General features: G+C 73.2%; 12 protein-coding genes. 5 read left to right on the forward strand and 7 right to left on the reverse strand.

Features of this window, described 5'->3' with window-relative positions:
* Nucleotides 1-44 precede the first annotated feature (44 nt).
* Both ABZ434_RS28220 and ABZ434_RS28225 read left to right on the forward strand, forming a co-directional pair.
* Complete coding sequence (locus tag ABZ434_RS28220; RefSeq protein ID WP_359142480.1) at nt 45-551, forward strand: carboxymuconolactone decarboxylase family protein; 507 nt, start codon at nt 45-47, stop codon at nt 549-551.
* Nucleotides 552-594: 43 nt separating this feature from the next.
* Nucleotides 595-1323, forward strand: coding sequence for an isocitrate lyase/phosphoenolpyruvate mutase family protein (locus ABZ434_RS28225; RefSeq protein ID WP_359142482.1), 729 nt, complete (start codon nt 595-597; stop codon nt 1321-1323).
* 87 nt (nt 1324-1410) lie between these two features.
* Here the strand turns inward: ABZ434_RS28225 and ABZ434_RS28230 are convergent, their stop codons facing one another.
* From ABZ434_RS28230 to ABZ434_RS28245, 4 genes are all read right to left on the reverse strand, one after another.
* Nucleotides 1411-2400: a malate dehydrogenase gene (locus tag ABZ434_RS28230; protein ID WP_148020313.1), complete on the reverse strand. Its 990-nt coding sequence runs from the start codon at nt 2398-2400 to the stop codon at nt 1411-1413.
* 199 nt (nt 2401-2599) lie between these two features.
* Nucleotides 2600-3691, reverse strand: a complete 1092-nt coding sequence (locus ABZ434_RS28235; RefSeq protein ID WP_359142484.1) for a DUF2690 domain-containing protein — start codon at nt 3689-3691, stop codon at nt 2600-2602.
* Nucleotides 3692-4122: 431 nt separating this feature from the next.
* Nucleotides 4123-4743: a DUF3017 domain-containing protein gene (locus ABZ434_RS28240; protein ID WP_359142486.1), complete on the reverse strand. Its 621-nt coding sequence runs from the start codon at nt 4741-4743 to the stop codon at nt 4123-4125.
* A 29-nt stretch (nt 4744-4772) separates the two neighbouring features.
* Complete coding sequence (locus ABZ434_RS28245) at nt 4773-5636, reverse strand: bifunctional methylenetetrahydrofolate dehydrogenase/methenyltetrahydrofolate cyclohydrolase (protein ID WP_359142488.1); 864 nt, start codon at nt 5634-5636, stop codon at nt 4773-4775.
* Nucleotides 5637-5865: 229 nt separating this feature from the next.
* On the opposite strand from ABZ434_RS28245, the gene ABZ434_RS28250 reads away from it, so the two are divergent.
* Nucleotides 5866-6477: an RDD family protein gene (locus tag ABZ434_RS28250; RefSeq protein ID WP_359142490.1), complete on the forward strand. Its 612-nt coding sequence runs from the start codon at nt 5866-5868 to the stop codon at nt 6475-6477.
* Between the two features lie 73 nt (nt 6478-6550).
* Here ABZ434_RS28250 and purH read toward each other — a convergent pair whose 3' ends face one another.
* A complete protein-coding gene (purH, locus tag ABZ434_RS28255; RefSeq protein ID WP_359142492.1) occupies nt 6551-8104 on the reverse strand; it encodes a bifunctional phosphoribosylaminoimidazolecarboxamide formyltransferase/IMP cyclohydrolase in 1554 nt (517 codons plus the stop codon).
* A complete protein-coding gene (gene purN / locus ABZ434_RS28260; RefSeq protein ID WP_359142493.1) occupies nt 8091-8747 on the reverse strand; it encodes a phosphoribosylglycinamide formyltransferase in 657 nt (218 codons plus the stop codon). The genes purH and purN overlap by 14 nt, the downstream gene beginning before the upstream one ends.
* 365 nt (nt 8748-9112) lie before the next feature.
* Here purN and ABZ434_RS28265 point away from each other — a divergent pair, with 365 nt between their 5' ends.
* Nucleotides 9113-10066 (forward strand): hypothetical protein, encoded by a 954-nt coding sequence (locus ABZ434_RS28265; RefSeq protein ID WP_359142495.1) that lies wholly within the window; start codon nt 9113-9115, stop codon nt 10064-10066.
* Here ABZ434_RS28265 and ABZ434_RS28270 read toward each other — a convergent pair.
* Entirely contained in the window at nt 10056-11792 is a 1737-nt protein-coding gene (locus ABZ434_RS28270; RefSeq protein ID WP_359142507.1) for a DUF6350 family protein, read from the reverse strand. The genes ABZ434_RS28265 and ABZ434_RS28270 overlap by 11 nt on opposite strands.
* A 125-nt stretch (nt 11793-11917) precedes the next feature.
* Between ABZ434_RS28270 and ABZ434_RS28275 the strand changes: the two genes are divergently transcribed.
* Nucleotides 11918-13363, forward strand: a complete 1446-nt coding sequence (locus tag ABZ434_RS28275) for a helix-turn-helix domain-containing protein (protein ID WP_359142497.1) — start codon at nt 11918-11920, stop codon at nt 13361-13363.
* Nucleotides 13364-13513: the final 150 nt, after the last annotated feature.

The following is a 13513-nucleotide window of genomic DNA, read 5'->3' on the forward strand; positions in this document are numbered from 1 at the left end:
AATGGACCATACAGGTGCGCCACTGGCCGCGTAGCGTCATATTCATGACGACGAACGAGACCAGCCACACGACCTCCGAGTACACCCCCGAGCACACCCCGCGCATGCAGTGGACCGAGCACGCCCCCGACGTCTACAAGGCGATGGCCCGTCTGGAGGCGGCCTCCAGGAAGGGGCTCGATCCGGTCGTGGCCGAGCTGGTGAAGATCCGGTCCTCGCAGCTCAACCACTGCGCGTTCTGCCTCGACATGCACACCAAGGACGCGCTCGCCGCCGGCGAGTCCCTCCAGCGGATCGTGCAGCTCAGCGCGTGGGAGGAGTCGCAGCACTTCTACACGCCGAAGGAGATCGCGGCGATCGAGCTGACCGAGGCGGTCACCGTCCTGACCGACGGTTTCGTGCCCGACGAGGTGTACGCGAAGGCTGCCAAGCACTTCGACGAGGCCGAGCTGACCCACCTCATCGCGGCGATCATCACGATCAACGCCTGGAACCGGTTCGCCGTGACCACCCGCATGGTCCCGGGTCACTACACGCCGGGCGACCACTGATCCGCGTACTCCCCCGCACCGCCCACCTCAGGAGCCTTCCGCGATGACCGCTTCCGACCTCCGCGCCCTGCACCGGGGCCGCACCTCCGGTGATCCGCTGGTACTTCCCGGGCCCTGGGACGCCGCGAGCGCCCGCGTCCTCGCCGACGCGGGGTTCCCCGCACTGGCCACCCCGAGCGCGGGGGTCGCGGCCTCGCTCGGTTACGAGGACGGGGCCACGCCCGCCGCCGAGATGTTCGCGGCGGTGGAACGGATCGCCCGCGCCGTCTCCGTCCCCGTGTCGGCCGACATCGAGGCGGGGTACGGCCTGGAGCCCCGGGAGCTGGTGGAGCGGCTGCTCGCCGCCGGGGCCGTCGGCTGCAATCTGGAGGACACGGTGGACGGGGTCCTCGTGGATGCCCGTCGGCAGGCGGACCGGCTGGCGGCGGTGCGGGCGGCCGCCGGGGACGAACTGTTCGTCAACGCCCGGGTGGACACGTACGTCACCGGCGTTCCCGAGGGCACGGACCAGGAGGCCGAGACCGTACGCCGCGCCCTGCTGTACGTGGCGGCCGGCGCCGACGGCATCTACCCGATCAAGGCGCCCCCCGAGGCGCTCCCCCGCCTGGCCGCCGCTGTTCCCGCGCCGCTGAACGCTCTCGCCCTGCCGGACGGCCCGGGGCCGCGGCAGCTGGGCGAACTGGGCGCCGCCCGTGTCACGTTCGGCCCCGGCCTCCAGCGCCGGGCCATGGCGGCCCTGCGCGGGTTCGCCGACGGGCTCCCCAAGGCCTGAGGCCGGACCGCACGGGACATGCCACCGCCCCCGGCAGACTGCTGCCGGGGGCGGTGGCGTCCGCGTGTCCCCTCAGGGACGTACGGTTCAGATCAGGCCGAGCTCGCGGACCGCGTCGCGCTCCTCGGTGAGCTCCTTCACCGACGCGTCGATGCGCGCGCGGGAGAACTCGTTGATGTCCAGGCCCTGGACGATCTTGTACGTGCCGTTCTCCGTGGTGACGGGGAAGGACGAGATGATGCCCTCCGGAACGCCGTAGGAGCCGTCCGACGGGATACCCATCGAGGTCCAGTCACCCGCGGCGGTGCCGTTGACCCACGTGTGCACGTGGTCGATGGCGGCGTTCGCGGCCGAGGCGGCCGAGGACGCGCCACGGGCCTCGATGATCGCGGCGCCGCGCTTGGCGACGGTCGGGATGAAGGTGTCGGCCAGCCACGCCTCGTCGTTGACGAGCTCGGCGGCGTTCTTCCCGCCGACCTCCGCGTGGAAGATGTCCGGGTACTGGGTGGCCGAGTGGTTGCCCCAGATCGTCAGCTTCTTGATGTCGGAGACGGCGGCACCGGTCTTGGCGGCCAGCTGCGAGATCGCGCGGTTGTGGTCCAGACGGGTCATCGCGGTGAAGCGCTCCGCCGGAACGTCCGGGGCGGCGGCCTGCGCGATGAGCGCGTTGGTGTTGGCCGGGTTGCCGACGACGAGGACCTTGATGTCGTCCGCGGCGTTGTCGTTGATCGCCTTGCCCTGCGGCTTGAAGATGCCGCCGTTGGCGGAGAGCAGGTCGCCGCGCTCCATGCCCTTGGTGCGCGGGCGGGCGCCGACGAGCAGGGCGACGTTCGCACCGGCGAAGCCGACGTTGGCGTCGTCGGTGATCTCGATGTTGCGCAGCAGCGGGAAGGCGCAGTCGTCGAGCTCCATCGCGGTGCCCTCGGCGGCCTTCAGCCCCTGCGGGATCTCCAGGAGACGCAGGTTGACCGGCACGTCCGGGCCGAGCAGGTGGCCGGAGGCGATGCGGAAGAGCAGCGCGTAGCCGATCTGGCCGGCTGCGCCGGTCACGGTGACATTCACGGGAGTGCGGGTCATGGCGATCTCCGTTAGACAGCTGGCGGTGGGGGCTCCTGGCCCCTGGTGCTGGACATCCCTGAATCTTGATGTGAAGAGATATCCAGCGGTCAGGCTATCCGACCCGGAACCCCGCGGCCGCCCGCCCCCCTGTGGCACCGCACACAACCGGTCACTCCCCGCTCACCCGGCCGCAGCGGTCCCGCGCGGAGCCCTCCCCCTACCCGGCCGCTTCGGCCGTGCACCCCTGCGGGCCGGAGGCGAGCGTGGCGCATGCCTCCACATCGGCGATCCGCTTCACGGCGACCATCGGGGTGTACGCGGCCGCCGTCGCGTCCACCGTGCTCCTCTGCCCCGCCGCGCCGGCGGTGATCTCCACGACGTCACCGGGGGCGGCCTTGGTGATCCGCGCCCACGCCGCCCCGCACGTCCGGCTGTAGCGCACCTCTATGGCACTCGTGCCGACGGTGGCGCTGGAGAGCGTACGGACGTGTTCGCCGCCGCATCCCATCTCCTCGGGATCCTGGCCCGCGCACGTCGCTCCGCTGCACTCGACCCCGGCGGGCAGCACCGGAGCGCCGGTCGTCGGCGTCGGGGAGGACGTGCCGGCGGCCTCGGTGCCTTCGGTGTCGCCGTCCGAGCCGGTCAGCAGCACCACACCGGTGACCACGAGCAGGACACCCACGACGGCCGCCGCGATCACGGCCGTCCTGCGGCCGCCCCGGGCCTGGGTCCCGGTGCCGCCGCCCACGGGCGGCCGCTGTCCGCCGATGCCGGCGGCGAAGGCCACGTCCGGCGGCAGGCCGTCCACCGGGGCGGAGTCCGGGCGGGCCTGCGGCTGTTGCGGCACCCGCGGGAGGGACCCGCGCTGAGCCGGTACGGACGGCGAGCGGCCCTCGCCGGAGACCGGTCCGGTCCTTGCCGTACCGACGGCACCGGAGGGGCGGCTCCGGCCATGGCCGCGCGGGCCCCCGGCCTCGTCGAGCGCGGCCCGCGCCTGGGTGATCCGGATGGCCTCCATCGTCATGTCCTGGCGCATCTCGGCACGGCTCCAGGCCCGTTCCGCCAGCTCCCACATGGTGTTCAGATGGGTCTGGTCGGTGCCGGTCACCTCGGCGAGCGCGACGATCGCCCCGCGGGGGGCGAGCAGCCGGCCGTTCAGATACCGCTCCCACGAGGTCTTGCTGTAGGCCGTGCGGTCGGCCACCGCGGCGATGCTCAGGCCGCTGCGGTCGACGAGTCTGCGCAGCTGGCCGGTGAACTCCCGGATCTGCGGGTCGAGCTCCTCCGGCAGTGCCTTCCAACGAGGCATGACTTCCCCACTTCCCCCTGCTTGCCTACGGGCTTCCGCTGCACCGCACACGGCCTGCCCACCTGTCCGGAACCGGTGGTCTTCCGTTCCGGACTACCCAGGTGGATGCGCGAACCCGGACCGCCAGTTCCTGGGGCGGCGGCGCACGGTGGCACTCGGACGGCCGGTCGCACTCGCGCACGCCCCCGCCCGCGGCGGCCGGGCCAGTCTGCCACCGTTGCCCAGCGATCACACGGTGGCGGAATGGTCACTTCCGTGCCACAGGCCACAGTCATCTCTTGAACCCTCGATCGCCGTCGACAAGGCTGGAGCCAGGACGGGGCAAGGCCGCTCATGTCGCCACTTTCCGGAGCATTCCGCTCCGGGGCGCTCCGTCCCGGGTGTCCGTCCCTTCTCGGGGGAGGGGACGGACACCGTTCGGCCGGCGGGTCTCAGCGGATCGTGAAGTGGACCGCGTCCTCCAGGAGCGGGATGTCCAGCCACGGTTTCGGCTGCGCCATGAGCGACAGCATCACGATGAGGACGCCCAGCAGTCCGTACGTCACCAGGTCGGTGAAGCGGGAACGCACCGCGAGCATGCCCACCGAGGGGACCACGAGACGCAGGACCGCGCCCCCGATCAACGCCACGCCGATGAGGATCGTGCCGATCCGGAAGGCCTGGTCGAAGGGGTCGGCGGCCACGATCAGCAGGCCCGCCCCGGCCGTGCAGAGCACGGTGAGCAGCGGCCACTGACGGGCAGGCGCGGGGGCGTCCCCGCCGGCCGCCCGGCCGCCGCCCTCGGGGCGCGCGGTGTCCCGCGTGAACGACGGGAAGCGCCGCGACCGGCGCGCCGCGGGGGCCGCGCCGGGGCCGGGCTCCGGGTGGCTGCCGGTGCGGACGCCCGGACCTTCGGCAGGGCCGTCGGACGCAGCGTCCGCGGAGGCGTCGGCCGCCGCATCTGCTGCGGCCGCGTGCGCCTCTGGCGCCGCGTCAGCCGCGTCCTCGGCCTGCTCGGCGGCCGGTCCGGCCGTCGAGGCGGCGCGGTCGGCCGGGCTCGTACCAGCACCCATGGGGTTCCTTCCGGATCGGATCAGCCGGCTCAGACGGCGTCGGCGGCGTCGCGCTCGGCCGCCTCGACCACGTTGACGAGCAGCTGGGCGCGGGTCATCGGGCCGACACCGCCCGGGTTCGGCGAGATCCAGGCAGCGACCTCGGCCACGCCGGGGTGGACGTCACCGACGATCTTGCCGTTCTCGTCGCGGCTGACGCCGACGTCGAGCACGGCCGCGCCCGGCTTCACGTCCTCGGGCTTGATGATGTGCGGCACGCCCGCGGCGGCAACGATGATGTCGGCCCGGCGCAGGTGCGAGGAGAGGTCACGGGTACCGGTGTGGCACTGCGTCACCGTGGCGTTCTCCGACTTGCGGGTCAGCAGCAGCGGGATCGACCGGCCGATGGTGACACCGCGCCCGACGACCACGACGTGCGCGCCGTTGATCTCGACCCCGTGGTGACGGAGCAGCTGGACGACGCCCTGCGGGGTGCAGGGCAGCGGGCCCTTCTCGTTGAGTACGAGCCGGCCCAGGCTCATCGGGTGCAGGCCGTCGGCGTCCTTGGCCGGGTCCATGAGTTCCAGGACGCGGTTGGTGTCGATGCCCTTGGGCAGGGGCAGCTGCACGATGTAACCGGTGCACGCGGGGTCGGCGTTGAGTTCGCGGACGACGTCCTCGATCTCCTCCTGCGTGGCGGTGTCGGGGAGTTCGCGCTGGATGGAGCCGATGCCGACCTGGGCGCAGTCCTTGTGCTTACCGTTCACGTACCACCTGCTGCCCGGGTCGTCCCCGACCAGCAGGGTTCCCAGGCCGGGGGTGATACCCCGGGCCTTGAGGGCCGCCACGCGGACGGTGAGATCGGACTTGATCGCGGCTGCGGTGGCCTTGCCATCGAGAATCTGGGCAGTCATGTCCCCATACTCGCGGATGACCCCGCCCGCGGACCAATTGCAGATACGGCCCATGGACACAAGGTTGCACTTGGACAACTTCTCGGGCAGCGACTGGACAAACTTACGTCCCGCTTATAACGATGAAGGCCGCAGTGCCGCAGAAGTATCCGGGGGGCGGACCGCTGATGTTTTCTTCCTCCGTGCGGCCGCATTCGTCCCCGTACGTCCCGTTGGAGGAACGCCCCAGATGAGCTTCGGCGACCCGAACCCGAACAACCCCTACGGGCAGCAGCCCGGTCAGCCGCCGCAGGGCCAGCCGGGATACGGCTACCCGCAGCAGGCCCCCCAGGGCATCCCGCCGCAGGGCCAGCCGGGTTACGGCTACCCGCAGGCACCGCCGGCCCAGCAGTACGGCCAGGGCGGCGGCTACCCGCAGCCCGGCTACGGCGGCATGCCGCCGTTCGCCGGCTGGTGGAGCCGGGTCGCGGCCATGCTCATCGACGGCATCGTCATCGCCGTTCCCTACGGGCTCCTGATCGGCATCGGCGCGGGGATCGGCGGCGGAGCGGGGTCCGCCATGGCCATCCTCGGCATCCTCGTCGGCTTCGGGCTCGCGCTCTTCAAGCTGTACAAGGAAGGCACGACCGGGCAGTTCATCGGCAAGAAGGCCGTCAACATCCGCGTGCTGCGCGAGGCCGACGGTCAGCCGCTGGGCTTCGGCATGGCGTTCGTCCGCTACATCGCCCACTTCGTGGACAGCATCGCCTGCTACATCGGCTGGCTGTGGCCCATCTGGGACGCGAAGAAGCAGACCTTCGCTGACAAGATCTGCTCCAGCGTCGTCGTCAAGGACGCCTGACCCGGCCGCAGACACACACGAAGGGCCGTAACCCGACGCGCAACGCGTCCGGTTACGGCCCTTCGCCGTGACATCAGTGGAAGAAGTGCCGCGTTCCGGTGAAGTACATCGTCACGCCCGCCTTCTTCGCGGCCTCGACCACCAGCTCGTCGCGGACCGAACCGCCCGGCTGGGCCACGGCCCTGATGCCGGCGGCGGTCAGGATCTCCAGCCCGTCGGGGAAGGGGAAGAAGGCGTCGGAGGCCGCGTACGCACCCCGTGCCCGCTCCTCGCCCGCGCGCTCCACGGCGAGCTTCGCGGAGTCGACGCGGTTGACCTGGCCCATGCCGACGCCGACCGAGGCGCCGTCCTTGGCGAGCAGGATCGCGTTGGACTTGACCGCGCGGCACGCCTTCCAAGCGAAGGAGAGCTCCCTGAGCTCGTCGGCGGTCAGCGCCTCGCCCGCGGCGAGCGTCCAGTTGGCCGGGTCGTCGCCGTCGGCCTGGAGGCGGTCGGTGACCTGGAGCAGCGCGCCGCCGTCGATGGGCTTGACCTCGACCTCGGCGGACGGGGCCTCGGGGCAGCGCAGCACGCGGATGTTCTTCTTGCGGGTGAGGACCTCGACCGCACCGTCCTCGTACGCCGGGGCGACGATGACCTCGGTGAAGATCTCGGCGACCTGCTCGGCCATGGTGACGGTCACCGGGCGGTTGACGGCGATGACGCCGCCGTACGCCGACAGCGGGTCACAGGCGTGGGCGTTGCGGTGCGCCTCGGCGATGTCGTCGGCGATCGCGATGCCGCACGGGTTGGCGTGCTTGATGATCGCGACGCACGGCTCGGCGTGGTCGTACGCGGCCCGGCGCGCGGCGTCGGTGTCCGTGTAGTTGTTGTACGACATCTCCTTGCCGTGCAGCTGCTCCGCCTCGGCCAGGCCACCGGCGCCCGAGGTGTAGAGCGCGGCGGGCTGGTGCGGGTTCTCGCCGTACCGCAGGACGTTCTCGCGCTCGTACGTCGCGCCGAAGAAGTCCGGGAAGCCCGAGTCGTCGGCGGCCGCGTAACCGTCCGCGAACCAGGCGGCGACCGCCACGTCGTACGCGGCGGTGTGCTGGAACGCCTCGGCTGCGAGCCGCTTGCGGGCGGTCAGGTCGAAACCGCCCGCCTTGACGGCGGCCAGCACGTCGGCGTACCGCTCGGGGCTGGTGACGACAGCGACCGAGGGGTGGTTCTTGGCGGCGGCGCGGACCATCGACGGACCGCCGATGTCGATCTGCTCCACGCACTCGTCGTCCGAGGCGCCGGAGGCGACGGTCGCCTTGAACGGGTAGAGGTTGACGACCACCAGGTCGAACGGCTCCACTCCGAGCTCGGCGAGCTGCTCGCGGTGGGCGTCCAGGCGCAGGTCGGCCAGGATGCCGGCGTGGACGCGCGGGTGCAGCGTCTTGACGCGGCCGTCGAGGCACTCGGGGAAGCCGGTGAGCTCCTCGACCTTGGTGACCGGCACTCCGGCGGCGGCGATCTTCCCGGCGGTGGAGCCGGTGGACACCAGCTCGACACCGGCCTCGTGCAGACCGCGGGCGAGGTCTTCGAGCCCCGTCTTGTCGTAGACGCTGACCAGGGCGCGGCGGATGGGCTTATTCACCGACATGACCGAGATGAACCTTTCGTCCCTCAATGCGATAGCCGTCACGGGCGAGCCGCCCCACGGCCTCGACGAGCAGCTTGCGCTCGACTTCCTTGATGCGTTCATGGAGGGCCGCTTCGCCCTCCGGGGTGTCCTCTTCGGTCACCTCGACCACGCCCTGCGCGATGATCGGACCGGTGTCGACGCCGTCGTCGACGAAGTGGACGGTGCACCCGGTGACCCTCACGCCGTACGCGAGTGCGTCGCGCACACCGTGGGCTCCGGGAAAGCTGGGAAGCAGGGCGGGGTGGGTGTTGACGAACCGGCCGCCGAACCCGGCGAGGAACTCCTTGCCCACGATCTTCATGAAGCCCGCGGACACGACGAGGTCCGGGCGGTGCTCGGCGGTGGCCGCGGCGAGCGCCGCGTCCCACTCCTCACGCGTCCCGTGATCCTTGACCCGGCACACGAAGGTGGGCAGCCCGGCCCGCTCGGCCCGCTCCAGACCGGCGATGCCGTCGCGGTCCGCACCGACCGCGACGACCCGGGCGCCGTACCCCTCGGGGTCGTCGCCGATCGCATCGAGCAGGGCTTGGAGGTTCGTACCGGACCCGGAGACCAGGACGACCAGTCGGGCCGGTCCGGCGGAGGAGAGCGGGGAGGCCACGGCTGGGCCCTTTCTCGCGTGTGGAGCAGTTCGAAGCGGCCGCACCGCCCGCCGCATTGCGGGACCGGCGGCACGACGGCCATGCTGTTTGTACGGTCGTACGAAAGAATCGCGCCCCCCGATACGGGGAACTCTACGAACGAGCCGACCGTCAGCAACGATACCGGCACCTCGGGAGGCCTTCGTCTGACGGGGGTGAGGGGCCGGTGACCGCAGGCCCCGCAGGGGCGGGCGGTCCGGGTGGCAGCTGTCGGCCACCGCGCCTGTACGCCCAGCTTTCGGCCCCTCCTCGCCGGAGGGTAGCGTCAGGGGACAGCGAACCGTCCGCCGGGCGGAAATGACGAGATGGGGAAGACGTTCACCATATGCCGGACCGACGCCGCCGCACCGCCTTCCGCCACCCGCTGCCCGAGCGGTCCTCACTGCTGATGCGGGAGCGCCAGTCCCCCACGCCGGGCTCCTCCTCTTCCTCTTCTTCCACTCCGCCCTCCTCCTCGTCGGCCGGGTCCTCCGGGTCCGGGTCCTCCGGTCCGGGGGACGACAACCCGTTCGCCCCTCCGCCGGAGGGCCGTCCCGACCAGCCGTGGCAGCCGCGCCGGCCGTCCGGCGACGGCACGAACGGTGAGGGCGACGGCGACTCCGGGGACGCGCCCGAGGGCGGCTCCTCCGACAACCGGCCCGTCTGGGGCAGCCAGTGGAGCAGCCACCAGCCGGGGCGTACGAACGGCAACTTCGGCGGCCGCCCCACCGGCCCCGGCGGCACGAACGGCCAGGGCGGCGGACGGGGTGGCCCCGAGGGCTCCCGCGGCGGCCTGCGCTGGGACCCGACCGACCCCGTCCAGCGCCGGGCCCGTTACTCCCTGCTCTCCGGCATGTGGGCCTTCTTCTTCGCGCTGTTCGACTTCCCGGAGATCGCGCTGCTGCTCGGCGCGCTCGCCACCTACTGGTCGATCAGCGCGCTCCGGGCCAAGTCGTCGGAGCCTTCGGCGCCGGGCGGGACGGCAGGGGCGCCCGCGCCGGCTACCCCGGGGCAGGATGACGCCGCACCGCCCGCACCGGCCCCGGTCGCCGGAGCCGCGACCGGCCCGCAGGGCACCAACTACCTCCAGCGCGGGAGCCGGCAGCAGACGACGGCCGCGGTCAGTGGTCTGGTGACGGGGCTGATCGCCCTGCTGATCGTCGCGACGACGTTCACCCTGCAGCTGGTCTACCGCGACTACTACACCTGCGTGAACGACGCCCTCACCAAGTCGGGCCAGCTGTCGTGCAACGACCTGCTCCCGAAGCCGCTGGAACCCTTCTTCGGCGTCAAGAAGTAGCGTCCGGCGGACCGGCCGAACCAGGGGACGCGGCCGGTCCGCCGGACGGTGCCGTGGAGCCGGTGGCCGGTGGGGAGTCCGCGGCCGGTGCGGCCGGTGCCAAGCCCGTGATGGGGTTCGCCGGTGCGGCGCCGGCGGCCGGGGCGGAATCCGTGGCCGTTGCGGCGTCGGCGGCCGGGGCGGCCGGGGCCTTCGCGTGCCAGGGGTCGGTCGGCAGGAAGTCGTACGCCTCGAACTCCTCGTCCTCGTCGGCCCGCCGGGCTCCGGCCGGACGGGGCACGGCCCCGGACTCGGAGGCCCGGTCCGCCCCGGGCTCCTCCGGCCGGGCGCCGCGCCTCGGCCACCATCTGCGCGGGGCCGCCTTCCCGGTCTCCTCCTCCGCCTCCGCCGCGCGCCCGGGCTCCCGCGCCTCGCCCGTACCGCCCGCCCCGGCACCCTCCGCCTCCGCCTGTTGCTCGTCCGCCGTACGCCCTCGCAGCCGCCAGGCCCGCAGCAGCAGCGCCATCGGGACCGCGAGCGCCGCCGTCCACACGAGGGCCGCCGCGCCCGTGAGCCACCACACGGGCCCGAACCGTGCCAGTGAGTGGGACCCGAGCGGTCCGCCGGCCGCCGCCGCCAGCAGCGCCGCACCGACTCCGCAGCCCGCCGCCGCCAGCGCGGTGGTGAGGGCCGTCTCGCGCAGGCTCCACGCCTCCTCGCGCTCGCCGTGGGCGGGCGCCGCCCTCCGTACGGTGAACCACGCCACCGTCACCGCGGCCGCGACCGGCACCGCCGCGGCCGCCCAGTTCAGAGGCGTCCCGGGGCCCTGCGGCGGCAGTGCGGCCAGCAGCGGGAAGCCTGGCAGCGAGGGACTGCCCGTGAAGGCGACCGGGGTGGCCGTGGACGCCGTGCCGAGCGCGAAACCGGGGCCGAGCCCGTATGCCGCACCCCACACCGTCGCGTTCGGCACCAGCGCCAGCGCCAGCAGGAGCACCGCGCACCGCCCGGCCCAGTCGCCGGACAGCCGCAGGAAGGACTCCTGGACCGCTTCCGCGTGGAACACCAGCGCCCCCGCCGCCACCAGCGCGCCCCCTCCCAGCAGGACCGCCACTCCGGCCGCCGCGGACCGCCCCACCGCCTCCGCGCACCGCGCGAACCGGGTGCGCGCCATCGCCTCGTGCAGCCGAACCGGCGCCCACGAGGGGGGCGGCCCGAGGGGGCGCCCCGAGGCCGTCCAGACTCCGGCCGCGGCCGCACCCGCCACCACGAGGGCCGCCGGGAACAGCAGGGAGAGCGGCCGCGCCGACAGCGAGCTTCCCCGGGCGTAGAGCGCCACTGCCGCCCCCACCAGCAGATATCCCCCCGTCACCAGGGCGAACGCGCCTCCGGCCGAGCAGGTGCCGCGCCCTTCCTCGGGCTCCAGCACATCCCTGGCCGCCCGGTGCACCAGCCAGACCGGCAGGGCGGTGAGCAGCAACGGAACGACGCCGACGGGGGCCGGCGCCCCCGTCAGGGTGTCGGTCCTGATCAGTTCGGCACCGTGCACGAGCAGCCAGAGACCCGCTGCGGCGTGGAAGGCCTCGCCGGGGCTGCTGCCGGGGTCCGGGGAGCTGATCCACAGCACCACGACGAGGACGGCCACGGCGCCGAGGCCCAGCCCCGCCGCGAGCGCTCCGCGCAGCAGTGCCCGGGCCTGCACGGCGGACCGCCCGTGCTCTGCCGACAACGACGGGCCGCGTTCGGTCATTTGGGTCACGCCGTCATGCTCCCAACGACACGCGCTTATTCCGTGTAACGGGCGAACGGCCGTTGTGTCGCCCAATATACGTTTATGTACTTTTTCACCCAGTGCAGGCCGGGCGGGGAGCCCTCATGACCCAGAGCACCACCGGCACGCCCCCCACCCCTCCGCTTCCCTCGCCCAAGGAGCGACGCAGGCTGCGGCAGGCGAAGTCGCTGAGCGAGGCGCAGGTCGCGGCAGCCGTGGGTGTCACCCGGGCCACGGTCAGGGCTTGGGAAACGGGCCGCACCAGCCCGCGCGGACGCAAGCGCGAGGTGTACGCGCGACTGATCGGGACCGGCTGTACGCGGTCCACCTCACGCCCCTCCCCCGTCAAGCCGGCCACCCCGAACAACCGGCCGAGGGGTGCCGCCGCACGGCAGGCCCGGCCGTCGGATGCCCTGAACGCCGGGTCCTCGGCGCCGAGTGCCGCCGAGCCGCCGGTGACGCCCTCCACCGAGCCCCTTCCGCCGACCCCCGCCGAAGCCACCGGGAGCGACGCCATGGACCCGACCGAGCCCGGCACCACCGCACCCGCGCCGGACGAAGCCGCAGACCCGGCCCCGGCTGTCCAGGTTCGGGCCGCAGACCCAGCTCCGGCTGTCCCTGCCGAGGCCGGGCACCCGGCCGGGGCCGATGGGGCTGCCGGGGCCGACGGGGCAGACGGGGCGGACGGGGTCGACGGGGCCGACGGGGCCGAAGCGGCCGAAGGCTCCGGGCTCTCCCCCGCCGAGGCGTTCGACGCGCTGTACCGGCACACAGCCGCCGCGCTCTACCGCCAGACCTTTCTGCTGACCGGCCGCCGCGCCCTCTCCCGGGAGGCCGTCGGCAAGGCCTTCGAGCTGGCCTGGCAGCGCTGGCCGGAGGTCGCCGTGGACCGCGACCCGGTGGGTTGGGTGCGGGCGGCCGCGTACGAGCACGCGATGTCGCCGTGGCACCGGCTGCGCCGCGAGCACCGCCACCCCGACCCGCCACCCGAGGCGCCCGGCCCGCGCGCCCTGCTCGGCGCGCTGCTCGCCCTGCCGCCCTCGTACCGCCGCACCCTGCTGCTGCACGACGGTGTGGGCCTGGGACTGCCGGAGACCGCGGCGGAGACGGAGGCCAGCACTCCGGCGGCGGCCGGGCGACTGGTGAACGCCCGGGCCGCGGTCGCCGGCCGGCTCCCCGAGCTCGCGGAACCGTCGACACCGGAGGAGCAGTCCGCGCTGCTGCGCGAACGCCTGGGCGCACTCGCCCTCGCCCAGCCCGCGTCCTCGCTCCCGGTCCCGGACCTGATCCGGACGGGCAGCGAGCGCAAGGCGCAGCTGTGGACGCGGGCGGCCATCGCGTTCACCGTGCTGCTGATCGGGCTCACGCTGATCACCCTGGCGACGGCACCGACGCGGTACGAGACGCCCGAGTCGCCTCCGCAGAGGGTGGAGGGGGTGCCTCCGCTCGGTGGTCCGCAGAAGCTGACGCCGCAGGACAGGAAGCTGCAGAAGAAGCTCGGCGGTGAACTGGGACGGGGGCCGGGCCGGCTGATCCCCCGGGCCGGCTGAACCGGCACACCTGCGCGGAACCCGCACGCACAGAGACGCGGGCCCGTACCCCTGGTCGGGGCCGGCTGAACGCCTTCCTCGGCGAGATCGTCGCTTCCCACCCGCACCCGATCCGCGGCGGCAAGCAGCCCAGCATCCTCTTCGGCACCC

It is taken from the genome of Streptomyces sp. NPDC005761 (assembly GCF_040630635.1).
In the GTDB taxonomy this organism is placed as follows: Bacteria; Actinomycetota; Actinomycetes; order Streptomycetales; family Streptomycetaceae; genus Streptomyces.

What these genes read in the sequence shown, in the direction of transcription:
- ABZ434_RS28265 (WP_359142495.1), top strand. Translation starts at nt 9,113, where the DNA reads ATGCCGGACCGACGCCGCCGCACCGCCTTCCGCCACCCGCTGCCCGAG.
- ABZ434_RS28235 (WP_359142484.1), bottom strand. Translation starts at nt 3,691, where the DNA reads ATGCCTCGTTGGAAGGCACTGCCGGAGGAGCTCGACCCGCAGATCCGG.
- ABZ434_RS28225 (WP_359142482.1), top strand. Translation starts at nt 595, where the DNA reads ATGACCGCTTCCGACCTCCGCGCCCTGCACCGGGGCCGCACCTCCGGT.
- ABZ434_RS28240 (WP_359142486.1), bottom strand. Translation starts at nt 4,743, where the DNA reads ATGGGTGCTGGTACGAGCCCGGCCGACCGCGCCGCCTCGACGGCCGGA.
- ABZ434_RS28245 (WP_359142488.1), bottom strand. Translation starts at nt 5,636, where the DNA reads ATGACTGCCCAGATTCTCGATGGCAAGGCCACCGCAGCCGCGATCAAG.
- ABZ434_RS28220 (WP_359142480.1), top strand. Translation starts at nt 45, where the DNA reads ATGACGACGAACGAGACCAGCCACACGACCTCCGAGTACACCCCCGAG.
- purH (WP_359142492.1), bottom strand. Translation starts at nt 8,104, where the DNA reads ATGTCGGTGAATAAGCCCATCCGCCGCGCCCTGGTCAGCGTCTACGAC.
- ABZ434_RS28230 (WP_148020313.1), bottom strand. Translation starts at nt 2,400, where the DNA reads ATGACCCGCACTCCCGTGAATGTCACCGTGACCGGCGCAGCCGGCCAG.
- ABZ434_RS28275 (WP_359142497.1), top strand. Translation starts at nt 11,918, where the DNA reads ATGACCCAGAGCACCACCGGCACGCCCCCCACCCCTCCGCTTCCCTCG.
- ABZ434_RS28250 (WP_359142490.1), top strand. Translation starts at nt 5,866, where the DNA reads ATGAGCTTCGGCGACCCGAACCCGAACAACCCCTACGGGCAGCAGCCC.
- ABZ434_RS28270 (WP_359142507.1), bottom strand. Translation starts at nt 11,792, where the DNA reads ATGACCGAACGCGGCCCGTCGTTGTCGGCAGAGCACGGGCGGTCCGCC.